We start from the raw sequence: 24792 nt of genomic DNA on the forward strand, positions 1-24792 counted from the left end.
ATCAGGAGCCCCACCGGTGGCCACACCCCCAGACCTCTCTGTCCAGCTGTACTCGGTGCGCGAGCCGCTCGCGGCCGATCTGCCCGCCACCCTCGACCGCCTCGCGGCGATCGGCTTCACCACGGTCGAGCTCTTCGGGTTCGTCGACCTGGCCGACGCCTACCGCGCGGCGCTCCCGGCCAGCGGACTGCGCGCTCCCAGCGCCCACGCGCGCCTCCTCGGCCCGCAGGGCGACGCCACCGTCGACGAGATCCTCGACACGGCCGCCTCGCTCGGCGTCGAGACCGTGATCGACCCCTTCGTCGACCCGACCCGCTGGACCACCGCGGACGACGTCGCCCGCATCGCCGACGAGCTGAACGCGCTGGTCGACTCCGCCGCCGCCCGCGGCCTGGTCCTCGGCTACCACAACCACGCCTTCGAGTTCGAGAACCGCGTCGACGGACGCAGCGCCTTCGAGCACCTCGCGGGCCTGCTCGACCCGCGCATGGTCCTCGAGCTCGACACCTACTGGGCGGCCGTCGGCGGCGACGACCCGGTCGAGGTGCTCGGACGCCTCGGCGACCAGGTGCGCTTCCTGCACGTGAAGGACGGCCCGATCTCGGCCGACACCCAGGAGCAGCTGCCCGCGGGCGAGGGCGCGATGGACGTCCCGGCGATTCTCGCCGCCGCTCCGCAGGCCCTGCCCGTGCTGGAGTTCGACGCCTACGCCGGCGACATCTTCGAGGGCCTGGAGTCGGCCCACCGCTACGTCTCGGGGCTCGGCGCATGAGCGGCACCGGCCGCGTGGGCGTCGGCGTCATCGGCGCCGGCAACATCAGCACCCAGTACCTGACCAACCTCACCGTCTTCCCCGACCTCGAGGTGCTCTTCGTCGCCGACATCGACCTCGAGCGGGCGAGGACCCAGGCCGAGGCCTTCGGCGTCCCCGCCTCCGGCACCGTCGAGGAGCTCCTCGCGCACGAGGGCATCGAGATCGTCGTGAACCTCACGATCCCGGCCGCGCACGTCGAGGTCGCGCGCCGCGCGGTCGAGGCGGGCAAGCACGTGTGGACCGAGAAGCCCTTCTCGCTCGACCGCGACAGCGGGATCGAGCTGCTCGCGCTGGCGAAGGACAAGGGGCTGCGCGTCGCGACCGCTCCCGACACCTTCCTGGGCGCGGGCCTCCAGACGGCGCAGCGCGTGATCGAGAGCGGAGCCATCGGCACGCCGCTCTCCGCCCTCACCCTCTTCCAGGGCCCCGGCCCCGAGTCGTGGCACCCGAACCCGGAGTTCTTCTTCGCCGAGGGCGGCGGACCGCTGCTGGACATGGGCCCGTACTACATCACCACGCTCGTGCAGAACCTCGGCCCCGTCGAGAGCGTCACCGCCGTCTCGTCCCAGGCCCGCGCCACCCGCGTCGTGGGCTCCGGCCCGAAGGAGGGCACCGAGTTCCCGGTGACCATCCCGACGCACATCGGCGGGCTGCTCCGCTTCGAGTCCGGGGCCTCGGCCCAGGGCGTGTGGAGCTTCGAGTCGAGCCTGCCGCGCACCGGCTTCGTCGAGATCAACGGCTCCGAGGGCACCCTCGTCCTCCCCGACCCGAACCAGCACGACGGAGAGATCACCCTGCACCGCCGCGGGTCCGCCGAGCCGGAGGTCATCGCGGCGACCGGCTCGACCGCCTCCCGCGGCACCGGCGTGCTCGAGCTCGCCCGTGCGATCCGGGCCGACCGCCCCGAGGCCGCCTCCGGAGACCTCGCGTACCACGTCACCGACGTGATGCTCTCGCTCCTCGAGGCCGCCGAGACCGGCGAGAAGGTCCTCGTCACGAGCTCCGTGACGCCCCGCCCCGCACTGCCCGAGAGCTGGGACCCGACCGAAGCGACCCTCTCCTGATGCCCGCGCCCCTGCGCGTCGGCGTGCTCGGCGGCGGCTTCATGGCGGCCGTGCACAGCCGCGCGGCCCGCAGCGCCGGAGCGGTGCTCGCCGGAGTCGCCTCCTCCACCCCGGAGAAGGGCGAGCGGGCGGCGGCCGAGCTCGGCGTCGAGCGCGCCTACCCGGACGCCCGGGCCCTGATCGAGGACGAGAGCATCGACCTCGTGCACGTCTGCACCCCGAACGCCACGCACGCCGCACTCGCGCTCGCGGCGATCGAGGCGGGCAAGCACGTGGTGTGCGAGAAGCCGCTCGCCGCGACGCTGCGGGAGGCGGAGTCGCTCGCTGCGGCCGCGTCCTCCGCCGGCGTGGTGGCGACCGTCCCGTTCGCCTACCGCTTCCACCCGATGGTGCGCGAGGCCCGTGCCCGCGTCGCCTCCGGCGAGACCGGCCGCCTGGTCACCGTCCGCGGGAGCTACCTCCAGGACTGGCTGCTGGGCGCCTCCGACGACAACTGGCGCGTCGACCCGGCCGCCGGCGGCCGCTCGCGCGCCTTCGGCGACATCGGCTCGCACCTGGTCGACCTGCTGGAGTTCGTCACCGGCGACCGGATCGACTCGCTCGCCGCGATCACGAGCACCGTCCACGCCGAGCGCGGCGGCCGCCCGGTGAGCACCGAGGACGTGGCCGGCCTGATCGTCCGGCTCGAGGGCGGCGCCGTCGGCACGCTCCTCGTCTCGCAGGTCACCGCGGGCCACCGCAACGAGCTGGTGCTCGAGGTGTCCGGGCTGGAGGAGTCGCTGCGCTTCGAGCAGGAGCTCCCCGAGACGCTGTGGGTCGGCCGGCGCGACAGCGCCCTGCTGGTGCCGCGCGACGCCTCGATCCTCGCGCCCGATGCGGCCCGGCTCTCGATCGTGCCGAGCGGTCATCCGATGGGCTACCAGGACGCCTTCACGGCGTTCGCCCGCGACACCTACGCCGCCGTGGCGGGCGCCGACGTGGAGGGTCTGCCGACCTTCGCCGACGGCCTCCGCGCGGCGCGCATCACCGAGGCCGTGCTCGACGCGGCCGAGACAGGCGCCTGGGTGACCGTGCCCGCCGCCGACGACCGGACGGAGATCGCCGCATGAGCGACGAGAAGACCTACCCCGACACCCACCCCGTGACGCTGTTCACCGGCCAGTGGGCCGATCTGCCCTTCGAGGAGGTCGCCCGACTCGCCGCCGAGTGGGGCTACGACGGACTCGAGATCGCGGCCTCGGGCGACCATCTCGACCTCAAGCGCGCGGACGAGGACGACGCCTACGCAGCCTCGCGCCTGGAGATCCTCGACCGCTACGGCCTCGAGGTCTTCGCCATCTCGAACCACCTCACCGGCCAGGCCGTCTGCGACGACCCGATCGACTTCCGCCACAAGGCACTCGTGCGCGACTACACCTGGGGCGACGGCGACGCGGAGGGGGTGCGTCAGCGCGCCGCCGAGGACATGAAGCGCTCGGCGCGGGTCGCCCGCAAGCTCGGCGTGGACGTGGTCGTCGGCTTCACCGGCTCGAAGATCTGGCCCTACGTGGCGCAGTTCCCGCCGGTGCCGGCCTCCGTGATCGACGAGGGGTACGAGGACTTCGCGACCCGCTGGAACCCGATCCTCGACGAGTTCGACGCGAACGGCGTGGTCTACGCGCACGAGGTGCACCCGTCCGAGATCGCCTACGACTACTGGTCGAGCGTGCGCACCCTCGAGGCGATCGGGCACCGCCCGGCCTTCGGCTTCAACTGGGACCCGTCGCACATGATGTGGCAGGACATCGACCCGGTCGGCTTCATCGTCGACTTCAAGGACCGGATCTACCACGTCGACTGCAAGGACACCCGCCTGCGCCCGAAGAACGGCCGCGCCGGCGTGCTCGGCTCGCACCTGCCGTGGGGCGACCCGCGCCGCGGCTGGGACTTCGTCTCGACGGGGCACGGCGACGTCCCGTGGGAGGACGCGTTCCGCGCGCTGGAGTCGATCGGCTACTCCGGCCCGATCTCCATCGAGTGGGAGGACGCCGGGATGGACCGCCTCCACGGCGCGAAGGAGGCCGTCGGCTTCATCCGCTCGCTGCTCTGGAGGACCCCGACCGCGTCGTTCGACGCCGCGTTCTCGAACCAGTAGCCGCGCGGCTCTCCTCGGCGGGATCCCGCTCCGGCCCGCAGCGCACGTCGCGCGCGCCGGATAGGGGTCCCGCAGGCGGGGGTGGGGTCAGTCGGCGGCCTTGGCGGCGCGCTCGGACTTGATGCGGGCCTGCTCGCGGCGGACCTCCGCGTAGCGGTTCTGCTCGACGCGCAGCCACTCGGGGACCTCGTCGAGCAGGGCCTGGATCTCGGGAGTGGTCAGCGCCTCGGTGACGCCGCCGCGGGCGAGCCCCGAGATGGAGACGTTCAGCCGGGAGGCGATGACGGAGCGGGGGTGCGGCCCCTCCTCGCGCAGCTGCACGAGCCAGGCGGGCGGGTTCGCGGCGAGCTCGTCGTACTGCTCGCGCGTGATCGCCGACTCCTGGAACTCCTCCGGGGTCGCGGGCAGGTAGACCTGCAGCTTCTTCGCCGCGGTCGCAGCCTTCATCGTCTGTGTCGCCTTGGCCATGCGGCAACCCTACCGGCGCGGCGCGGACCACCTACCCTGAGGGGATGAGCGAGCAGCCCGAGACCGTCGACCCGCAGGCCGCTCCCGAGGCGGAGGGGCGTCCGGAGGGCGGGGCGGACGCGGCGGCTGTCGACGCGTCGGCCGGATCGGGCGCGGTCGGCGCCGGAGCCGGAACCGAGTCGGACGACACCGACGGCGACTCCGAGGACGGCGACTCCGACGACCTCGACTCCGAGGACAGCGACGCCGGGGACAGCGATGTCGACGACGCCGACTCCGACGACGCCGACTCCGACGCCGAGGACGCCGTCCCCGACGGCCCCGTGCTCGCCGTCGCCCTCGTGCCCGGCGTCACCCCCACCAAGTGGACCCGCGTCTGGGGCCAGCGCCGCTCCGATCTCCCGCTGCGCATCACCGTCGTCGCCGAGCGCGATCAGGAGCAGGCGCTGCTCGACGGCCGCGCGCAGCTGTCGTTCGTCCGCGGCGACGTCTCCTCCTCCGCCCTCAGCTCCATCCACCTCTACGACGAGCAGCCCGTCGCCGTCGTCGGCCGCGAGCACGTCCTGGCCGCCGCGGAGGAGCTCGACGTCGCCGAGCTCGCCGGCGAGCATCTCCTCCAGGATCCGGAGGACGTGCCGGAGTGGGCCGCGGTCGCCGAGGAGCTCGCGGACGGCTCGCGGCGCCCGCTGCCGCGCATGGCCGGCCTCGACGACGCGGTCGAGCAGGTCGCGGCCGGAGTGGGCGTGCTGATCGTGCCGCAGTCGGTGGCGCGCGTGCACAGCCGCAAGGACGTCACCGCGGTGCCGGTGACCGGCGTCGCTCCCTCCTCCGTCCGCCTCGCCTGGGTGACGGACGACAAGGGCGACGACGTCGAGGACTTCATCGGAGTCGTCCGCGGCCGCAGCGCGAACACCACGCGCGGAACCGCCGCGACGCCGAAGGTCGAGTCGCGGGCGAAGGCCGCCAAGGCGAAGGCGCGGGAGGCGCGCGAGAAGGCGGAGAGGGCCGGCGGCGGCAAGAAGAAGCCGGCCCGCGCCAAGGCGTCCGCGCCGGCGGTGCGGCGCACCCGCAAGCCCCGCGGCCGCTGACCGTGGCCGACGACGCCGGCTGGTCGCTCCGCCCCGCCACCGCGGAGGACGCCGCAGCGATCGCCGAGCTGCGCGCGGTCGTCATGCGCCCGTCGCTCGAGACGCTCGACCGCTACGACGAGCACCGCGTGCGGCACCGCTTCCTCGACGGCTACCGGCCCGAGCTCACCCGGGTGATCGAGCTCGACGGCGCCTTCGCCGGGAGCATCGCCGCGCGGGTCGAGCCGGACGCGGTCTGGATCGAGCACTTCTACCTGGCGCCGCACGCACAGGGACGCGGAGTCGGCGGCGCCGTCCTGCGTCGGGTGATGGCGGAGGAGGCGCGGCCGGGTCTGCCCTTCCGGCTCGACGTGCTGAAGCGCAGCGACGCCCGCCGCCTCTACGAGCGGCACGGCTTCCTGTTCGAGCGTGCTCTGGAGTGGGACGACATCCTCGTCGCGCCGCCTGTCTCCTGACCCCTGATCGGGGAGGACGACGGGGCGCGGGCCGCCGCTAGCATGAGCGCGATCCCCTCCGCCGGGTCGGCCGCAGGGCGACCTCCTCCTGGAAGCAGGCACTCCGCCGTGTCCCCGCTCGTTCTGAGGTCCGCCGCCTCCGCGGTCCTCGTCGCCGCCCTGGCGATCACCTCCAGCCCGCTCGCCTCCGCCGCATCGGCGGCCGCGCCGTCGGCCGCCCCCGTCGCCGCATTCGGCGCCGCCTCCGACGCGCCCCGCTCGATCGTGCTCCCCGAGGGGCAGCCTCTCTGGCAGCCCAGCGCCGAGTCCCCCCTGCCCGCCGTGCCGGACGAGGCGCCGAGCGCCGCCCGTGCGAGCGCTGCGGCGTCGATCAGCGGCCGTGTCGTGGTCGAGGAGGCCGACGGCTCGATCGCGACCACCACTCCCCGCGGCGCCCTCCTGAACGTCGAGGTCTGGTCGAGCGAGGCGGGGCTCCTCGGGAACCACTCCGTCGCCGGCGACCTCACCTTCAGCATCGACGGGCTCACCGCCGGGCAGACCTACTACCTGCTGATCAAGGACAACGCCGACCTGTACGCCGACCTCTGGTCCGGCGGCAGCGCCGTCGCCCGCAGCGCCGAGCCGCTTCAGGCCCCGGCGGCCGGCGTGCAGCTGCGCACCGCACGGCTGGGGTCGCTCGAGGGACGCCTGAGCGGCGTCGCGGGCGACCAGCGCGTCGACATCTGGTACCGCGACCCGGGAACCGACGGCTACTTCCGCACCGGCGAGCTCGACCTGATCACGGGCGGCGACAACCCGTACTCGTTCCAGCAGGTCGTCCCCGGCGACTACCTCGTCCGGGCGTCGAGCCGCGACGACGTGATCGACGACAGCTACTGGGACCACGTCCTCCGCTCGGGCGACGCGGGCGACGTGCGCGTCCCGGTGGGCGGATCGGCCGCCGGGATCGACCTCTCGCTGAGCAGCGACTACCAGCAGTACACCGGCCGCCTCGCCGGATCGGACCGCTACGCGACCTCGGTGGAGGCGACGGGCTACTTCTCCCCGGGCATCCCGGTGCTCTACGTGGCCAGCGGGGCGAACTGGCCGGATGCGCTGAGCGCCGGCCCGGCCGCCGCCGCCCTCGGAGGCGCGCTCCTGCTCACCGATCCCGACCGCCTGCCTCGGGTCGTCTCCGACGAGATCCGCCGCCTCCGCCCGGAGCGGGTCGTGGTCGTCGGCAGCGAGCTGAGCGTGAGCCCCGGGGTCCTCTCCGCGATCCGCTCGATCGTCGGCGGCACCGAGCGGATCGGCGGGACGGACCGCTACGACACCTCCCGCCGGATCGTCGCGGACGCCTTCGGCGCCGGCCCCTACTCGAACATGTTCGTCGCGACCGGCACGAACTTCCCCGACGCCCTGTCGGCCGCGCCGATCGCCGGCTGGCGTGCGCAGCCCGTGCTGCTGGTCGACGGTGCGACCTCGGGCGCCGACTCCGCGACCGCGACCGCGGTGCGCGCCCTGGCGCCGGAGCACGTGGAGTTCCTCGGCGGCGACCCCTCGATCCGGGACGCGTACGTGGCGGACTTCGCGCGTCGCGGCCTCGCCCCCTCGGTCTCGAGGATCGCCGGCCGCGACCGCTACGAGACCAGCGTCGAGCTGAACAGCGCCTACCCCCAGTCGCTGCTGCAGGACAGCGTCTTCCTCGCCGCGGGGTCCTCCTTCGCCGACGCCCTCTCGGGAGCGACGACGGCGGCGGCCCTGGGCTCGTCCGTGCTGCTGACCGAGCGCGACTGCGTGCACGACTCGACGCTGCGCTTCCTGGCCTCCAACTCGAAGAACTACGCGTTCCTGCTCGGCGGGGAGCCGACGCTCACCGAGGACGTGGCGAACCTCCGCAACTGCGAGTACGACTTCTGACGACGCGTGCTCCCGGGGTCCGGGGCTAGGGTGCGAGCATGCCCACGAGCGATGAGACCTGGACCCTGGCCGAGCACGACGTACCGGTGTACCGCAGCGGTGAGGGCGGCCGCGCGCTGATCCTGATCCACGAGGTCTGGGGGGTCGACGGGCACATCCGCTCGGTCGCCGACCGCTACGCGGCCGAGGGCTACAGCGTCGTCGCCCCCGAGCTCCTGGCCGACAGCGGCCTGCTCGAGCAGCTCGACGAGGAGCAGCGCGCCGACTACGACCACCCGGTGCGGCGCCTGCCGCGCCAGGTCGAGCTGCGCACCTTCTTCGCCCCCGTCTTCACTCCGGAGCACGCGACGCGCACCGTCGCGATCCTCCGCGCCCTCGTCGAGCGGCTCCTGCGCCAGGAGGGCGCGACCAGCGTCTCCGTCACCGGGTTCTGCTACGGCGGCACCTTCTCGTGGGCGCTCGCGCTGGCCGAGCCGCGGCTGGCGGCGGCCGTGCCGTTCTACGGGCACGTCACCGCGTCCGCCGAGGAGCTCGGCGCGCTGCAGGTGCCGGTGCTGGCGTTCCTGGGCGATCAGGACGCTCCCCTCGTCGAGCAGGTGCCGCGCATCCGCGAGGCGACCGAGGGCAAGGACGTCGAGGTCGTCGTCTACCCGGGAGCGGGCCACGCCTTCTTCAACGACGCGAACGAGCAGACCTACCAGGCCGAGGCGGCGACCGACGCCTGGCCGCGGGCGCTCGCGTTCCTCGGAGCGCACGCGGGCTGAGCGGGCTGTGCGGGATCAGCGGGTGAGGATCCACGCCACCAGGTAGCTGCGCGAGTCGGCGCTGTCGATCGAGGAGTCCGGCAGGCGCTCCGCCCGCGCGAGAGCCGCGGCCGGGTCGCTGGTCGCCTGCAGCATCAGCACGTAGTCGGCGAGCGGCGCGCCTGGGGCTCCGGCCACGAGCTCGTCGACCCGCGAGGGGTCGGGGAGGAACGCGGTCGACGGCGGCATCGGGATCAGCTCGATCCCCAGCAGCGCCGAGGGTGTCGCGTCGAAGAAGGTGGCGTAGTCGCGCTTGCCGCCCCAGTTGATCGCGACGAACGGCGCTTCGAAGCCGACCGGCGTCTCCGGGCTCAGCCAGAGGTCTGCGGCCGCCTGCGTCTCGAGGGAGAGCAGCCAGCGCGCCTCCTCGAGCAGCGGCGCGTTCCCGGAGGCGGCGGCCCAGAGGGCGAGGCCGTTCCAGGCGTTGACCGCCTCGGACACCGACTCCTGGTCGTTGCCGTCCCGGGCCGGCGCGAGCCCCGAGGCCCAGGAGTGGCCGCGGTACACGTCGAACACGCGCAGCCGCGGGAACTCGGCGGTGTCGACGGGAGAGGCGAGATCCAGGGCGAGCAGGTCCGCGACGGTCCGGTACCGCTCGAGGAGGGACGGGTCCTCGGCGGCCAGCATCCCGACGGCGGAGAGCAGGTAGCCGTAGTGGAAGTGGTGGTCGTTGAACGCGTCGGACCCGAACGACGGCGCGGAGCCGACGACGCCTCCGAGCACGGGGTCGTAGACGACGCACTTCACGGCACCCGGTGCGCAGCCGCGCGGGTCGAGCCACTGGTCGAGCTCGGCGGCGATCCGGTCGTGCAGGTCGGCCGCCACCTCCTCCAGGCCGAGGTCGACGGCGAGACGGTGCAGAGCAGCGGCGCGGTAGAGCTCCTTGCCGGCTCCGTAGGTGTCGGGCGCGGCGAAGCGGGTGGCCGCGGCGTCGAGTGGCACCTGCGTCCGGAGCGTCGTCTTCTCCTCGGCCGTGAGGGAGCCGAGATCGAGCGCCCCCGACTCGACGATAGTGGGGGCGGCGCGGGAGAACGACGTTCCCGCACGGAGCCCCACCCGGCCGTAGAGCGTGTCGTAGCCGATCGCCCCCTCGGCCCCGAGGCCGAAGAACGTCTCGGCGCCGCCCTCGGTCCGCAGCGCGTAGGTCGTGGTGGTGGTGCTCGCCGTGACGTCGTGGGAGACGCTCGCGCCCTCGAGGGGCACTGCACGACGCCGAAGCTCGTCGATCCGCGCCCTGCTCGCTCCCGGAGGCACCGCGAAGAGGAGCAGCGTGCCGTCCAGCGTCATCCGGGGGAACGTATCGAGGGCGGCGGCGGGCGCCACCAGCCCGTACCGCTGTCCGCCCGCGGTGACCAGGAGCAGGCCGCCGGCCGCGCGCTCGGGAGCGGTGGCGCCTCCGATCAGCACAGTCTGGGCGCTCTCGGTCCGGTAGGAGGCGTAGGGCCAGCCCTCGGCTGCGACGAGCTCACCGGCACCCGCGAGGCTCCAGTGCGCGACGAGGTCGTCGAACGCGGAGAGCGCCACCGCGCTCGAGGGGACCGTCACGGTGAGATCGTCCCGGGCGAGGGCGTAGACGGTCCGCGGAGCCGCCTCCACGATCGGGAGGCCCACGGTGAAGCCGTCGGCGCGCGGCGTGACGGTGAGGATCCCTGAGTAGAGCGGGAGATCCTCCCCGAACACCGGTCCGGACACCCACGAGTTCGTCGGCGGCCGCACCCCTTCGGCAAGCCGCGCCGTCCCCGCGTAGGGGCCGGGGACCTGCGGCAGCTCCCGCGCGTGCACGGACGCTGCCACGGCCCAGTCGGACGCGGAGCCGTCGGACGTGCATCCGGTGAGGCCTGCGATCGCGAGGGCGAGAGCGAGGGCCGCCCCCGCCCCGCGCCTCACCGCGCGAATCCGCCCGGCGTGAAGAGCCTGCCGAGCTGGGCGACCAGCCAGCCGCCGAAGCCGTCGCCGTCGTCGCGGAGCCGCACCTCCGCCGCGACGGGAGCTCCGACCACGGTGTAGTCCTGCGTCGTGATCTCGTCGGTGCGCGCGCGGATGACGGTCGTCGCCCGCCCCTCGTGGAACCGCTCCACCTCGACGTCGTAGATCTCGGCGTCGACGGTCGTCCCGTCCGGCATCGCCACGGCGACGGTGCCGCCGATAGGGACCCGCGAGTAGTCCCGGGCGCCGAGCACGAACTCGCTCTCGAGGTGGATCGAGTCCGAGATCGCGACGACCGCGATCATCTGGTCCTCCTCGACGAAGGAGCCGATCTCGGCGTCGACCGATGTGACCACGCCGTCCAGCGCCGCCGTGAAGACCATCAGGCCGCCCTCCTCGATCCGGTAGCCGACATCGGCGCTGGTGAACGTCTTCGTCTGCATGTCGGACTCGAGGACGGTGCTCTGCAGGCTGAAGAGCACGTCGCCCTTCTCCACCGCGTCGCCGCGGGAGATCGTGAGGTCCTGGATCGTGCCCGCGTAGGGCGTCCCCAGCGAGTACTCGTCGGTGACGAGCTGAGCGCTCGCCGCCCGCACGGTGAGCGAGGAGTTGTTCGCGTAGACCAGGCCGGCGGCGGCGACGCCGAGCGCGAGGGCGCACGAGGCGAGGAAGCCGAGCCAGCGCAGCGCGGTCATGCCGCACCCACGGCGAGTCCGTGGCGTCCCGCAGCGGCGGGGCCGCTCGGAGCGACCACCTCGGCCCGGGCGGCGCGCTTCAGGAGGACGTGCTCGCGCGCCGCGATCACCGCGAACGCTCCGAGCGTGAGGGTGTTCAGGACGTTCCAGGCGAGCGCCACCGAGTACTCCGCGGTCCACTCCGCCTTGAGGAAGCCGACGACGGAGGTCGCGGCCAGGAACACCAGGAAGACCATCTGCACCTTGATGAAGTTGAAGGGCGAGGCGGCCTGCCCGGTCGCGCCCGTCGAGGTCCAGGCCGGCTTCCGGCCCGCGAGAGCGAGGAAGAACGCCTTCGTGTACATCGGGAAGGTGACGGTCGACAGCAGCAGCGTCTCCCACCGGAACGAGCCGATGATGAACAGCGCGAGCCCGATCTGCAGCACGTAGAACCCGCAGTAGAAGAGGATCCACTCGACGAGCGGCACCTCCAGGCTGACCGGCGTGATGTTCAGGTAGATCTGCAGCGGGGGCAGCACGATCAGGCCCAGCGGCACGATCCCGGTGAAGTAGAACGTGACGGTCATGAAGTACTGCACGCGCTGGTCGGTCGTGAGCCGGCGCTTCGGCGAGAACGGGTTGTGCTTGAGCAGGATCTCGAACCCGCCGACGGCCCAGCGGACCTGCTGGCGGACGAAGGCCTCGATCGTCTCGGGCGTGCGCCCGACCGCGAGGGTCATCGGCACGAAGATCGAGCGCCAGCCGCGCTCGTGCACGAAGATCGACGTCCAGATGTCCTCGGACTGCGAGCCCTCGTACATCCCGCCGATGTCGTCGAGGGCCTTGCGGCGGAAGACGGCGTTGGTGCCCACGCAGAAGGCGGAGTTGTACTTGTTCTTGCCCGGCTGGGTGAGGGCGTAGAAGACGATCTGCATGTAGGCGGAGCCGCGCGAGATGAAGTTGTGCGCGTTCCCGTAGACCTGCGGGGCCTGCACGAAGGCGACGTCGTCGTGGGCGAAGAAGGGGAGAGTCTCCTCCAGGAACTCCGGCACGGTCACGAAGTCGGCGTCGATCATCACGGCGAAGTCCGAGTCGGTCAGACGGAGCGCGTGGTTCACGTTGCCGGCCTTGGCACCCGCGCGGTCCTCGCGCACCACGTAGCGGACGCCCAGGCGCTCGGCGATCGCGGCGACCTGCGGGTCGTCCCCGTCGTCGAGGAGCCACGTCACGTGGGTGCCGCGCATGTCGCGGGCCGCACGGGCCGTCTCCTCGATGATCGCGGGGTCCTCCCTGTAGGTCGTGATGAAGACGTCGACGGTGATGCGGCGGCGGCCGAGGTAGAGGTCCTCGCCGATCGGGATGCCGTCGACCGGGCTCCCGTAGAGCGTCGCTCGAGCGGAGTGGAAGGCGGAGTCGCGCGGGTCGTAGGTGCTCGACAGGGCGGTCCACATCGTGAGCGCGGCCTGGCCGATCAGGTACAGCTCGCAGATGATGACGATGGCGAACGGGAGGGGGTCGCCGATGTTGCGCGGGTTGAGCAGGAAGGCGCCGTAGAGCAGAGCGCCGGCGCCGGAGAGGAGCACGATCATGATGAGCGAGGGCGACTGCTGCTTGGCGCGGCTGGTGACGGCACGGGGGCTGGCGACGCGTTGCTGGCGCGTCAGGAGCGGGCGGATCTCGGGTGGAGCGGGAGGACCAGGGCGGGCGGGGGTGCTGGGGTTCACGGGTGAGCTCTTCGGGTAGGTGGAAGCGGGGGCCCGGAGCGTCGTCGGTCGGGGGTGCCGGACGGCGCGCCGGAGGAGCGCCTGTGCGCGCGTTCGGCTCAGGTCGCTGATGCGCCGCGGTCCGTCGGGTACGGCGCGGGCGTCGGGGCCGCGGTCCCGTCGGGTACGGGGTCGCGGTGCGGAGGCCGCCCGTCATCGGGGATGTCGGCGGCGGTCCCCATGTTCGACCTGGGAGAGTGCCGGGACAAGAGCCGGAAGAGGACGTGTCCGCTAGCGGACACCCCGTTCCGACACTGCGGCTCCGCGGCGCTGAGCTCGCCGACGGCCGGCTTCAGCGCGGTCGGACCGGCAGCCAGCCCCGCCGGGCCGCGAGCACGCCCGCCTGGAAGCGGCTCTCGGCGCCGAGCAGCTCGAAGAGACCGGCGATGTGCCGACGGCAGGTGCGCACGCTGAGGTCCAGCCGTGCCGCGAGCGCCTCGTCGGTGAGCCCGGCGGCGAGGCCCTGCAGGATCGACCGCTGCACCGCGGAGAGGGAGGGCTCCTCCTCGGCACCTGCCGCGTGCAGGGGCGCTGCGAACTCCCACGCCGCGTCGAACACGCGCGCCAGGGTCGCCGCGAGCTCGGGGGAGCGGACGACCAGGGCGGCGCGGTCGTCCTCGTCGCGGGAGCGGGCGACGATCGCGAGGGAGCGGTCGAAGACCACCAGCCGGAAGGGCAGCGTCGGGAGGGTCCGGAACCGCGCGCCCAGCGGCTCGAGCTCCGCGACCGAGCGCCGGAGAGCCGCGTTGTCGCGGCGGCGGTCGTGGTACAGCGTCCGCCTCGCGATGCCGCGCCCGAGCAGCTCGCGGTCGACGGCGTCGCTCGCCTCGTGCCGCTCCACGCTGCTGGTGCCGGGAGCGGCGATCAGCACCTCCTCCGAGGCTCCGCGCTGCAGGTCGAGGAGCAGCCGGAGGACGGTCGCCGGGTCCTCGATCACCTCCACCTGCTCCGCGGCGGCGAGGGCGCTGCGGGCGCTCCGGTAGGCGGGGACGAGGGCCATCAGCTCGCTGCGGCGGCGGGTGATCCCGGTCTGCAGCTCGAGGAGGCGCCGCTCGTCGTCGGCGATCAGCTCGGCCAGGGCGATGTCCGGCGCGGCCGTGGCGAGCGACTCCGCCCCCGCGTGCAGCGGAGCGAGCAGCCGGAGCCCGATCAGCTCGTCGCGCGCCTCGCGGAGGCCGTCGACGGTGACGCCGAGCTCGTCCGACGCGCTCTCGAGCGACCAGTCTCCGCGCACGGACGCGTGCAGGTACAGCGCGATCGCGTTCTCGCTCAGCACCGGCGGCCCCCCGTTCTCCCGACCCTCCCGAGTGTAGGAGGCGCGCACTCAGCGCCGCCGCGCGAGAACCGCGACGACGGCGAGCTCACCGGCGAGGACCAGCGCCACCGCTCCGAACACGGCCGGGCCGACCAGCGCGGCGAGCGGAGTGAGACCGGCGTTCGCGAGGAGGGGGGCGAGGAGACCGATCACGACGCCGGTGCGGCGGGCGGGGGGCTGCCGGCGGGCGACGGCGACGACGCTCAGCGAGGTCGCGGCGGCGGCCGCGAGCACGAGCACGAGGACAGCCGCGGGGTGCGGCTCCCCGAGCAGGAGCAGCGCGGCCAGCGCGGCCCAGGCGAGGGCGCCTCCGGCGGCGACGGGGCCGAGGTGCGGGGTGGCGGCGGGTGCAGTGGCGGTCATGGTGCGTCCTCTCGTCGTGGTCCTCAGAGCCTCGCGGAGGCCCGTCGGCGGCACCAGATCAGCATCCGGGCACGGCAGCATCCGGACATGCGGCGGACCCCCGGCTCCGCGCGGGGCGGAGGGTCGGGCGCCCACGGGACGTCCGGACAGGCTCCGGCCGTGGCAGCATCCGGTCAGCCGGCCTCGCGCAGCCTCCCGCCGGCGAGGTGGAGGCTGCGCTGCGCACGGCGCGACGGCGGAGTGGTGGGTGTCGTCGGCTCCTGCTCCCCGGGCGCCCGCTCTTCCCGGGGCGGTGCCCGCGGTCGTAGGCTCGCGCTCATCCGCAACGGGAGGGGCCGACGATGACCGCCACGAGAGAGACGTCCGCCCCGCCCGAGCTCAAGCGGGTGCTCGGCCCCAAGCTGCTGCTGCTGTTCGTGGTCGGCGACATCCTCGGGACCGGGATCTACGCCCTCACCGGGCAGGTCGCGGCCGAGGTGGGCGGGGCCGCGTGGCTCCCCTTCGTGATCGCGTTCGTCGTCGCCACGCTCACCGCCTGCTCCTACCTGGAGCTGGTGACGAAGTACCCGCAGGCGGCGGGCGCCGCGCTCTACGCGCACAAGGCGTTCGGGATCCACTTCGTCACGTTCCTCGTCTGCTTCACCGTGATGGCGAGCGGGATCACCTCGGCCTCCGCCGCCTCGGGCGCCTTCGCGAGCAACTTCGCGATCGGCTTCGGGCTCGGGGACGGCGCGGGGACGCGGCTGAGCATCGCGCTGGTGTTCATGGTCTGCATCGCCCTGGTGAACCTGCGCGGTGTCGCCGAGAGCGTCGGGCTGAACGTGGTGCTCACCCTGATCGAGCTCTCGGGCCTGCTGCTGGTGATCTTCGTGTGCTTCTTCGCGGTGTTCGGCGGGCAGGCCGACTTCTCGCGGGTGGTCGCGTTCGAGGCGCCGGAGGACAAGTCGCTGCTGCTCGCGGTGAGCACCGCGACCTCGCTGGCGTTCTTCGCGATGGTCGGCTTCGAGGACTCCGTGAACATGGCGGAGGAGACGAAGGAGCCCAGCCGCATCTTCCCGCGCGTGATGCTCACGGGTCTCGGCATCACCGCCGTGGTCTACGTGCTCGTGTCCACGCTCGCCGTCGCGATCGTCCCCGTGGGGGAGCTGGCCGGCAACGACACTCCGCTCGTCACGGTCGTCGAGGCCGCGGCGCCCGACTTCCCGATCTCGACGCTCCTGCCCTTCATCTCGCTCTTCGCCGTGGCCAACAGCGCGCTGATCAACATGATGATGGCCAGCCGCCTGCTCTACGGGATGAGCCGACAGGGCGTGCTGCCGCCGTTCCTGCAGAACGTGCTGCGCGGACGGCGCACGCCGTGGGCGGCGATCCTCTTCACGACGGTGATCGCCCTGCTCCTCACCGCCTACGTGTCTCGCGACCCCTCCGACCCCATCGCGGTGCTGCTGGGCGGGACCACGTCCCTCCTCCTGCTGGCGGTCTTCGCCGTCGTCAACGTCTCCGTGCTGGTGCTGCGGCGGCAGCCGGTCGAGCACCGTCACTTCCGGACCCCCACCGTGCTGCCGGTGCTGGGCACGATCGCCTGCGTCTACCTGGTGCTGCCGATCACCTCGGGACGCGACACCGCCCAGTACGGCATCGCGGGGGTGCTGCTCGTGATCGGCGTCCTGCTCTGGGCGGCGACCTTCATCGACCGGCGGGTCCGCGGCTACGCGCGCACCGCGGCGATCGCTCCGGAGGAGCTCGACGCCGATCCCGCGGAGGACGCATCGGGAGCGCACAGCGACGGCATCGGCCGGTCATAGCCGATCCATAGGGAACTCCCGATACTGGAGTCATGAGCACCCCGGCCCCCTCGAAGCACCTCGCCCCCGCGCAGCGCACCCGCCTGAAGCGGGCCGACGGGACGCCGATCCGCGTCCTCGTCGTCGACGACGAGAGCACCCTCACCGACCTGCTCCAGATGGCTCTGCGCTACGAGGGCTGGGAGGTGCGCACCGCCGCCGAGGGCCGCGCCGCGATCACGATCACCCGCGAGTTCCGGCCCGACGTGATCGTGCTCGACGTGATGCTCCCCGACATCGACGGCCTCCAGGTCCTGCAGCGGGTCCGCGCGGACGGCAGCGAGACCCCGGTCCTCTTCCTCACCGCGAAGGACGCGCTCGACGACCGGATCGCCGGGCTCACCGCCGGCGGCGACGACTACGTCACCAAGCCCTTCTCCCTCGAGGAGCTGGTCGCCCGGATGCGCGGCCTCATCCGCCGCAGCACCCTGCTCGCCAACGACGCGGACGACCCCGAGGTCGTCGTGGGTGACCTGGTGCTGAACGAGGACAGCCACGAGGTCCGCCGGGGCGGCGACGAGATCGAGCTGACCGCCACCGAGTTCGAGCTGCTGCGCTTCCTGATGCGCAATCCGCGCCGCGTGCTCAGCAAGGCCCAGATCCTCGACCGGGTCTGGTCGTACGACTTCGGCGGCAAGTCGAGCGTGGTCGAGATCTACATCTCGTACCTGCGCAAGAAGATCGACGCCGGCCGCTCGCCGATGATCCACACCGTGCGCGGCGCCGGCTACCTCCTGAAGCCCGCCGACCAGTGAGCCGCACCGGCCGCCCGTCGCTCGGCGACTTCGCGACCCGCTCCGCCCTCCGCAGCTCCCGCCGCGGCCGGCGCGCGCCGTGGACTCTGCGGCGGCGGATGGTCGTCGCCGTGGTCGCGCTCGTCGCGGTGACGGCGGGCGTCGTGGGAGCGGTCAGCGTGCTCTCCGCCCGCTCGATCCTCTACGGCAGCACGGACGCGTCGCTCAGCCAGTCGGTCACGCGCCTCCAGGACTTCGACGGGCCGAGCCGCTTCGGCGGGTCGAGCGCGATCGAGCAGGCCACGACCTGCCCCAGCGGATCCTTCGGCGGCGGCCCGAGCCAGAACCTCAGCACCATCACCGCCGTCCAGGGCTCGGACGGCTCCTTCATCGGCGCCTACGTCGACGCCGACGGGGTCTGCCGGCAGTTCTCGGACCCGGCCGACTCGGTGCTCGCGGCGGCCGTCGCCGCAGGGGGCGAGGAGGCGACCATCGAGCTGCCCGGGAGTCTCGGGACCTACCGCGTGCGCGCGGCGGCGGTCGAGGGCTCCGTCGTCGTCGTCGGCGTCCCCCTGGGCGAGGTCGCCGAGACGCTCGCCTCCCTCACCTGGGTGGTCGTCGTGGTGGTGCTGCTGGCGATGCTGCTGGTCGCCCTCGTCGCCACCGCGATCATCCGCGTGGCCCTGCGGCCCCTGGAGCGGGTGGAGGCGACGGCGACCCGCGTGGCCGAGCTGCCGCTGGACCGCGGCGCCGTCGAGCTGGTCGAGCGGGTCCCGGAGGAGGACGCCGACACCCGCACCGAGGTCGGCCGCGTCGGCGCCGCCTTCAACCGCATGCTCGACCACGTCACCGGTGCGCTGGAGTCGCGGCAGGCGAGCGAGGACAAGGTGCGGCAGTTCGTCGCCGACGCCTCGCACGAGCTGCGGACCCCCCTCGCGGCGATCCGCGGCTACGCGGAGCTGCCCCGGCGCGGCGGGACCGAGCTGCCGGAGTCGGCCGCCTACTCCCTCGACCGGATCGAGTCCGCCGCCACCCGGATGACCTCGCTGGTCGAGGACCTCCTCCTGCTCGCCCGCCTCGACGAGGGCCGCGACCTCGAGAAGGAGCCCGTCGACCTGACGCTGCTCGTGATCGAGGCGCTCTCGGACGCGCACGCCGCGGGCCCCGACCACGAGTGGGACCTCGAGCTCCCCGAGGAGCCGATCGAGATCCGCGGCGACGGCTTCCGGCTGCACCAGGTGGTCGCCAATCTGCTGCGGAACGCGACCGTGCACACGCCCCCCGGCACCCGGGTCGTGGCGGCCCTCGCCGAGGAGGTGTCGGAGGGGCGGCCGATCGCGGTCGTCACGGTCACCGATTCCGGCCCGGGCATCGCGCCGGAGCTGGTGCCGGTGCTGTTCGAGCGCTTCGCCCGCGGCGACTCCTCCCGAGCGCGCACGACCGGATCGACGGGGCTGGGCCTGGCGATCGTGGCGGCGGTCGTCGACGCCCACGGCGGGCGCGTCCTCGTCGCGTCCGAGCCGGGGCGCACGAGCTTCCGCGTCGAGCTGCCGGCGGGCTGAGGGCAGGGGCGGCGGTCTCCCGCCGCCCGCCCTACACCGAGACGCCCAGCCGGCGGCGCGCGTCGTCGAGGGTCCGCACCACGGCGACCACCTCGTCGAGCGGGTGCAGCGGCGACTCGGTGCGCCCCTCCGTCACGTACTGCGCGACGTGCAGCGCCTCCCAGGCGAGGCCCTCGCCGCCCTGGAGCGGCGTCTCGTCGATCCACGACCCGCTCTCGGAGCCGCGGGTGAGCGTCACGCCGCCCGGCGTCCAGAACGACGGGTGCACGTCGATCCGCCCCGCCCGCCCCGCGACGCTCGCCGCGTGGCGGGTGTCGGCCAGCACGGTCGAGGTGGCCACCGACTGCACCCCGTGCGCGTGGCTGCCGACGATCGTCGCGGTTGCGTCGACGCCGGTCGAGGTCATGCTGCCGGCGACGACGGTGCTCTGCGGGGTGCCCGCCACCATCGAGACGAAGGAGGAGGCGTAGACGCCGACGTCCAGCAGGCCGCCGCCCGCGAGCGCCGGGTCGAAGATCCGGCTGGAGGGGTCGAAGTCGAAGGCGGCGCCGAAGTCGGCCGAGACGACGGCGGGCGCGCCGACCGCCCCGTCGGCGAGCAGCTGCCGCACGACGTCCATGTGCGGCAGGTAGCGCATCCACATCGCCTCCATCGCGAAGACTCCGGCGTCGCGCGCGGCGTGCACCATCATCTCGGCCTCGCCCGGGGTCGGCGCGAACGGCTTCTCGACCAGGATGTGCTTGCCCGCGGCGATGGCGAGCAGCGCCTGGCGGGCGTGCTCCGAGTGCGGCGACGCGATGTAGACCACGTCGACCTCAGGATCCTCGACCACGGCCTCGTAGCCGGCCGAGGCCCGCTCGATCCCGAACCGGCTCGCGAACCGCTCCGCGCGCTCCAGCGAGCGGGAGCCCACCGAGACCACGCGCTGCCGGGTGTGCTTCTGCAGCGCCTCGACGAACGAGCCGGCGATCGAGCCGGGCGCGATCACCCCCCAGCGCAGGACGGGGGAGTCGAGGAGGGAGGGGAGTCGGGGCTCGGGGAGCGTCAGTGCCATGCGTCCACGCTAGGGCCCCGTGCCCGGCGGGGGCGAGGGGGTGCGCGGCGGTCCCCTAGGGTGTGACGGCACGCGCAGTCGCGGGCGGAGGAGGACGTCATGCCCGAGTGGTACACCCTGGGCGTCGTCGCCCTCGTGATCGTCGTGGTGGTCGTCGCGATCGTGCGCTTCCGGTTCAACCCGGTGCTGGCGCTGGCCGTCGGAGCCGCCGCGATCGGCCTGCTCACCGGGCTCGGCCCCGTCGACACCGTCTCCACGATGACCACCGGCTTCGGCGAGGTGATGATGGAGGCGGGCCTCCTGATCGGCTGGGGCGTGCTCATCGGCGCGATGCTCAACGAGATGGGCGCCGTCGTCCGGCTCGTCGAGGGCCTGCTGCGCGTCTTCGGCCGCCGCGGGATCCCCTACGCGCTGGGCCTCTCCTTCGCCACTTACCTGCAGACGATCTTCGTCGACGCGCTGATCGTGATCGCGGCCCCGCTCGCGCGCCGGATCGCGCCGCGGCTGGGGCGCGCCGGCACCGGCATCGTCGCCGTGACCTTCGCCGTCGGGCTCGAGACGGGCATCGTGATGATGGTGCCCGGCTTCGCCGCGGTCGCGCTCGCGGGGCTGCTCGGAGTGCCGCTGGGCGTGATGATGCTCGGCGGATTCGCGGTGGTGGCGCCGACGGTCGTGGTCACGATCCTGCTGATGTCGCTCGCGTTCCGCCTCGGCTTCTGGGACCCGGCGCGCGACGAGCAGCTGGTCGTGCGCGACGACACGACCGGGCTCGCGACGGTGGGGGCGTCGCCCGCCGCGGACGGCGGACGGCTGCCGTCGTTCGGAGCGCGGGGGAGCGGCGGGGCGTCCTCGAGCGGAGCCGGAGCGGCATCGGGCGGCTCGTCCGGCTTGTCCGTCGAGGACGCGGCGGGTCCCGCCGAGGCGCAGGACGCCCACCCCGCCCGCGAGCGCCCGCTCCTGCTCCTCTTCGCGCCCATGCTCCTCGCCCTCCTGCTCATCGCCGCGCAGGCGGTGCTCACCGTCTCCGGGATCGAGCTGCCGGTGCTGCAGTTCCTCGGGAACCCCGTCATCGCGCTCCTCCTCGCCGTGATCGGCACCGGAGTGGTCGGCCGGTCCACCGTGGGAACCGCGCGGATGGAGAAGGCGGTCGCCAAGGGCTTCCAGGACGGCGGGCAGATCTTCCTGCTCACCGGCGTCGGCGGGGCGCTCGCCGCGGTGATCGCGCAGGGCGACCTCGGCGAGATCCTGAAGGGCTACTTCTCGACCTCGGCGACCGCGCCGCTGCTGCTCGTCTGGGTGATGGCGGCCGTGCTGCACATCGCGGTCGGCTCGGTCACCCTCTCGGCGATCACGGCGGCCGGAGTCGTCGCGCCGGTCGCCGCGACACTCGGCCTCGACCCGCTGCTGATCGCACTCGCTGCGGGCTCCGGCGCGCTGTTCTGCATCCACGTCACCTCGAACACCTTCTGGCTGCTGCAGAGCTTCCTCGGCCAGTCGGTCCGCGGCGCCCTCAAGTCCGTGACCGTCGGCGTCTCCCTCGCCTCCGTCCTCGCGCTCGGCGCCACGCTCGTCCTCTCCCTCTTCCTCTGACCGGGCCCTCCTTCCTCCTCTCGCCGGATGCCACTCGGGCACTCGAGTCGCCGGGCGAGGCGTACCGAAGAGGCATCTCGCGGAGCTGACCCGGCCGACACGTGACGGAAACATGGAGCCTCTATCTTCCTGAGAGGGTTCACATCCGATTCGGAGATCCAGACGCCGACGGGGGCCCGATCCGTTCCGTCACGCCTCGACAAGGGAAGAACTCCGCTTGAGATCTCGAACCGCCCTCGCCTCCGGATGCGCCGCGCTCGCGCTCGCCGCCGGCGGCCTCCTGGTCGCCCCACCGGCGACCGCCACGACGACAGCACCCGCCGACTACACCCGCGTGGACATCGTGCGTCCGCCGTCCGCTCCGATCGCGGTGCCGACCAGCTACCCGCAGCAGACCCCGCTGACCGAGGTGCCCGTCGACCCGACCGACGCCTCGCTCCTGCGCGGAGTCACCCCCTACGACGCCATCGCGCCGCAGCTGAACGCGCTCGCCGCCCGCTCCGACCGGGTCTCGACCCAGGTGGTCGGGAAGTCCGGCCTCGGCCGCGACATCTACCTGGTCACCGTCACCGCCCCCGAGACCGAGGCCGAGACGGCGCAGCAGGCCGAGTGGCGCGACCGGCTCAAGTACGAGCCCGCCGCCGCGGCCGCCGACGCCGACCTGATGGACGGCTACAAGGTGCCGGTCTGGTTCAACGGCAACATCCACGGCAACGAGTGGGAGGGCAGCGACGCGATCCTCGAGTACATCGAGGGCGTCGCCACCGCCGAGGACGCGGAGACCGAGGCGCTGCTCGAGGGCAACCGCCTCTACTTCACCGTCACCAACAACCCCGACGGCCGCGCCCTCGGCCAGCGCGCCGTCGCCGCGGGCTACGACCCGAACCGCGACATGATCACCGGAGCCACCAGCGAGGCGGCCGTGATCCGCGACCTCTCGAGCGTGCTCCAGCCCACGTACTTCATCGACATCCACGGCTACACCGGGATCCTCCAGGTCGAGCCCTGCGGCCCGCCGCACGGCGAGAACTACGAGTACGACCTCTTCCTCCCGCACGCCTACGCGACCGCGCTCGAGATCGAGCGCCGCGTCGTCGAGGCCGACGTGCCCGGCAACACCTACCTCGCCGAGGACGGCAGCGCCACCACGGACAACACCGGGAAGATCCTCATCCCCTACCGCGACATCCGCGCGGGCTGGGACGACTGGCCCCCCATCTTCGCCCCGCAGTACGTCGCCTTCCAGGGCGCGATCACCAATACGGTGGAGCTTCCGCTCGGCCGCACGGCCAACAGCACTCCGGAGGAGATCGCCCAGGGCCAGGCCAACGCGGACATCGACGTCGAGGTCGCCGGGATCGTCATGGACGCCTCCGTCGACTACATCGAGGCCAACCGCGACGCGCTCCTGAGCAACCAGGTCGCCATCTTCGAGCGCGGCGTCACCGGCGCCCCCGCCATCGAGATCCCCGCCGACGTCTCCGCGGCCGACCTGCCCGCGGGCGTGCCGACCGAGTGGACCGAGATCTGGGACGAGACCGACGTCTACACGACCGAGTACCCGCGCGCCTACGTCATCCCCGTCGACGGCACGCAGCGCTCCGTCTCGGACGCCGAGACCCTCGTCGCGCAGCTGCTCGCCCACGGCGTCGAGGTGTCGCGGACCACGGCCGCCACGAGCGTCGGAGGAGTCTCCTACCCCGCGGGCACCTACCTGGTCGACATGCACCAGTCGGTCCGCGGCCTCGCCAACGTCCTCCTCGCCGACGGCAGCGACATCTCGAGCCGCGTGCCCGAGATGTACGACGTCTCGGCCTGGAGCCTCTCGCTCCTCTGGGGCGCCGACGTGCAGGCGATCGGCTCCACCACCGACGCCCTCCCGGCCGTCGGCCTGGAGCCGGTGACCGCCGTGGCTCCGGTCGGCTCCGTCCCGGCAGGCGCCGACTACCTCGCCTTCGAGCCGCGCGGCGTCCTGGAGTACCAGGCCGTCAACGCGCTGCTGGCCGACGGCGTCGCCCTCGAGCAGTTCGAGGACGGCACGATCGCCCTCCGTGCAGACGCCGCCGGGCTCGCGGCCGCCGAGGGAGCCGCCGCCGCCTTCGGCGTCGACTTCACGGCGACCACCGCCGACCGCGTGCGCGCCGAGGACGGGAAGGCGCTCGACGCCCTCCGCGTCGCCTACTCCGGCACGAACGAGGACCGCGACGCGCTGGCCAAGCTCGGCTTCGCCGACGCGGTCGCCGTCGACGCGGCCGCGCTCACCGCGGGCACCGCGACCCTCGAGAGCGCCGACGTGCTCTACGTGGGACGCGCCCTCTCCTTCACCCCGGAGCAGGCCGCGGGCCGCACCGTGGTCGAGGAGTTCCTCGCGGCGGGCGGCGACGTCGTCGGCCGCGGTGGCGCTGGAGCGGCCTTCGTGTCCGACTTCGGCCTGGCCGAGCTGACTGCGCAGACCGGCACGAGCGGCTCCAACGGCATCGTCTCGGTCGAGACGCCCGGCGGCGGAGTCCTCGGCGACTACCCGCAGGACACCGCGTTCGTCTCGCCGGCACTGTGGTTCGCCGGCTTCGACGAGTCGGTCGCGGTCGAGCAGAGCTACTCGGAGGACGGCACGTTCGTCGCCGGGCACTGGGTCGACTCCGACGGGCAGTCCCGGAGCGACGCGGCCGGGCAGGCCTCGGCCGTCTCGTTCTCGACGGAGTCGGGCACCGAGGGCTTCCTCTTCGGCACCTCGCCGGTGTTCCGCAACCACCCGGTCGGAGCGTTCAGCGACGTCGCCCGGGCGCTGCTCGCCGTGGCGCCGGAGGGCGCCGCCGTCGAGCTGCCGGGGACTTCGGAGCCCACGCCGACGCCGGAGCCGACCGGCTCACCGGAGCCGACCGCGACTCCCGAGCCGACGGCGACGCCCGAGCCCACCGCGACGCCCGAGCCCACCGCGACGCCCGAGCCGACCGTGAGCCCCGAGCCCACGTCGACCCCGGAGCCCACCGTCGTGCCGACGGCCGGACCGACCGCCACGGCCGCGCCGATCACCGCACCGACCGGCCCCGGCGGCCTCCCCTCCACCGGAGTGGAGACCGGCTCCTGGCTGCTGCTCTCGGGAGGTGCTGTCGCCCTCGGCCTCGGCTCGCTCCTGATCGCCCGCAGCCGTCGCCGCGAGGACCAGGAGGCCTAGCCTCCGCCTCCGGGGAGGGATCGGGCGCCCGCCGCCCGGTCCCTCCCCGTTCCCGTTCCCCGTCCCC

The 24792-nt window shown here is 73.3% G+C and carries 20 protein-coding genes; 13 read left to right on the plus strand and 7 right to left on the minus strand.

Annotated elements, in window-relative coordinates:
* The first annotated feature begins 16 nt into the window (after nucleotides 1-16).
* From C5C57_RS13015 to C5C57_RS13030, 4 genes are read left to right on the plus strand one after another with little or no spacing between them, the layout of a single operon-like run.
* The gene (locus C5C57_RS13015) at nucleotides 17-772 is read left to right on the plus strand and encodes a sugar phosphate isomerase/epimerase (protein ID WP_258059739.1); all 756 of its coding nucleotides are present in this window, start codon (nucleotides 17-19) and stop codon (nucleotides 770-772) included.
* Nucleotides 769-1878 (plus strand): Gfo/Idh/MocA family protein, encoded by a 1110-nt coding sequence (locus C5C57_RS13020; protein ID WP_104223639.1) that lies wholly within the window; start codon nucleotides 769-771, stop codon nucleotides 1876-1878. Before C5C57_RS13015 ends, C5C57_RS13020 begins: the two co-directional genes overlap by 4 nt.
* On the plus strand, nucleotides 1878-2987 hold the full coding sequence (locus C5C57_RS13025; RefSeq protein WP_104223640.1) for a Gfo/Idh/MocA family protein: 1110 nt from the start codon (nucleotides 1878-1880) through the stop codon (nucleotides 2985-2987). The genes C5C57_RS13020 and C5C57_RS13025 overlap by 1 nt, the downstream gene beginning before the upstream one ends.
* Nucleotides 2984-4012, plus strand: a complete 1029-nt coding sequence (locus C5C57_RS13030; RefSeq protein ID WP_181027214.1) for a sugar phosphate isomerase/epimerase — start codon at nucleotides 2984-2986, stop codon at nucleotides 4010-4012. The genes C5C57_RS13025 and C5C57_RS13030 overlap by 4 nt, the downstream gene beginning before the upstream one ends.
* 87 nt (nucleotides 4013-4099) lie before the next feature.
* Here C5C57_RS13030 and C5C57_RS13035 read toward each other — a convergent pair whose 3' ends face one another.
* Nucleotides 4100-4480, minus strand: coding sequence for a DUF5997 family protein (locus C5C57_RS13035; protein WP_104223641.1), 381 nt, complete (start codon nucleotides 4478-4480; stop codon nucleotides 4100-4102).
* A gap of 44 nt (nucleotides 4481-4524) precedes the next feature.
* On the opposite strand from C5C57_RS13035, the gene C5C57_RS13040 reads away from it, so the two are divergent.
* The 4 genes from C5C57_RS13040 to C5C57_RS13055 all read left to right on the plus strand — a co-directional run bounded on the left by C5C57_RS13040 (nucleotide 4525) and on the right by C5C57_RS13055 (nucleotide 8686).
* Nucleotides 4525-5568, plus strand: coding sequence for a LysR substrate-binding domain-containing protein (locus C5C57_RS13040; protein WP_104247771.1), 1044 nt, complete (start codon nucleotides 4525-4527; stop codon nucleotides 5566-5568).
* 2 nt (nucleotides 5569-5570) lie between these two features.
* Nucleotides 5571-6023 carry a GNAT family N-acetyltransferase gene (locus tag C5C57_RS13045; RefSeq protein ID WP_258063585.1) on the plus strand — a complete coding sequence of 151 codons (453 nt, stop codon included), beginning with the start codon at nucleotides 5571-5573 and terminating at the stop codon, nucleotides 6021-6023.
* 108 nt (nucleotides 6024-6131) lie between these two features.
* Complete coding sequence (locus C5C57_RS13050; protein ID WP_104247770.1) at nucleotides 6132-7922, plus strand: cell wall-binding repeat-containing protein; 1791 nt, start codon at nucleotides 6132-6134, stop codon at nucleotides 7920-7922.
* Nucleotides 7923-7960: 38 nt separating this feature from the next.
* The gene (locus C5C57_RS13055; RefSeq protein WP_104223644.1) at nucleotides 7961-8686 is read left to right on the plus strand and encodes a dienelactone hydrolase family protein; all 726 of its coding nucleotides are present in this window, start codon (nucleotides 7961-7963) and stop codon (nucleotides 8684-8686) included.
* A 15-nt stretch (nucleotides 8687-8701) separates the two neighbouring features.
* Here C5C57_RS13055 and C5C57_RS13060 read toward each other — a convergent pair whose 3' ends face one another.
* From C5C57_RS13060 to C5C57_RS13080, 5 genes are all read right to left on the minus strand, one after another.
* Nucleotides 8702-10612, minus strand: a complete 1911-nt coding sequence (locus C5C57_RS13060) for a glycosyl hydrolase (RefSeq protein WP_104247769.1) — start codon at nucleotides 10610-10612, stop codon at nucleotides 8702-8704.
* Nucleotides 10609-11346, minus strand: a complete 738-nt coding sequence (locus C5C57_RS13065) for a biotin/lipoyl-binding protein (RefSeq protein ID WP_104247768.1) — start codon at nucleotides 11344-11346, stop codon at nucleotides 10609-10611. The genes C5C57_RS13060 and C5C57_RS13065 overlap by 4 nt, the downstream gene beginning before the upstream one ends.
* Nucleotides 11343-13049, minus strand: a complete 1707-nt coding sequence (locus C5C57_RS13070) for a glycosyltransferase family 2 protein (RefSeq protein ID WP_104247767.1) — start codon at nucleotides 13047-13049, stop codon at nucleotides 11343-11345. Before C5C57_RS13070 ends, C5C57_RS13065 begins: the two co-directional genes overlap by 4 nt.
* A 331-nt stretch (nucleotides 13050-13380) precedes the next feature.
* Nucleotides 13381-14364 carry a LuxR C-terminal-related transcriptional regulator gene (locus tag C5C57_RS13075; protein ID WP_104247766.1) on the minus strand — a complete coding sequence of 328 codons (984 nt, stop codon included), beginning with the start codon at nucleotides 14362-14364 and terminating at the stop codon, nucleotides 13381-13383.
* 48 nt (nucleotides 14365-14412) lie between these two features.
* A complete protein-coding gene (locus C5C57_RS13080) occupies nucleotides 14413-14766 on the minus strand; it encodes a hypothetical protein (RefSeq protein ID WP_104247765.1) in 354 nt (117 codons plus the stop codon).
* A 341-nt stretch (nucleotides 14767-15107) separates the two neighbouring features.
* Here C5C57_RS13080 and C5C57_RS13085 point away from each other — a divergent pair, with 341 nt between their 5' ends.
* Genes C5C57_RS13085 through C5C57_RS13095 form a run of 3 tightly spaced genes read left to right on the plus strand, consistent with a single transcriptional unit; the run spans nucleotide 15108 to nucleotide 18906 of the window.
* Nucleotides 15108-16571, plus strand: coding sequence for an APC family permease (locus C5C57_RS13085; RefSeq protein WP_104247764.1), 1464 nt, complete (start codon nucleotides 15108-15110; stop codon nucleotides 16569-16571).
* Between the two features lie 32 nt (nucleotides 16572-16603).
* Nucleotides 16604-17365, plus strand: coding sequence for a response regulator transcription factor (locus tag C5C57_RS13090; protein WP_104223650.1), 762 nt, complete (start codon nucleotides 16604-16606; stop codon nucleotides 17363-17365).
* Entirely contained in the window at nucleotides 17362-18906 is a 1545-nt protein-coding gene (locus C5C57_RS13095; protein WP_219812137.1) for a cell wall metabolism sensor histidine kinase WalK, read from the plus strand. Before C5C57_RS13090 ends, C5C57_RS13095 begins: the two co-directional genes overlap by 4 nt.
* A 31-nt stretch (nucleotides 18907-18937) precedes the next feature.
* Here C5C57_RS13095 and C5C57_RS13100 read toward each other — a convergent pair whose 3' ends face one another.
* Nucleotides 18938-19960, minus strand: coding sequence for a Gfo/Idh/MocA family protein (locus tag C5C57_RS13100; RefSeq protein ID WP_104234222.1), 1023 nt, complete (start codon nucleotides 19958-19960; stop codon nucleotides 18938-18940).
* A 99-nt stretch (nucleotides 19961-20059) separates the two neighbouring features.
* Here C5C57_RS13100 and C5C57_RS13105 point away from each other — a divergent pair, with 99 nt between their 5' ends.
* Both C5C57_RS13105 and C5C57_RS13110 read left to right on the plus strand, forming a co-directional pair.
* Nucleotides 20060-21550, plus strand: coding sequence for a GntP family permease (locus C5C57_RS13105; protein WP_104247763.1), 1491 nt, complete (start codon nucleotides 20060-20062; stop codon nucleotides 21548-21550).
* 217 nt (nucleotides 21551-21767) lie between these two features.
* Nucleotides 21768-24725, plus strand: a complete 2958-nt coding sequence (locus tag C5C57_RS13110; protein ID WP_104297698.1) for a M14 family zinc carboxypeptidase — start codon at nucleotides 21768-21770, stop codon at nucleotides 24723-24725.
* The last annotated feature ends 67 nt before the right edge of the window (nucleotides 24726-24792 follow it).

The organism is Rathayibacter sp. AY1C5, from assembly GCF_002931705.1.
Classification (GTDB): domain Bacteria; phylum Actinomycetota; class Actinomycetes; order Actinomycetales; family Microbacteriaceae; genus Rathayibacter.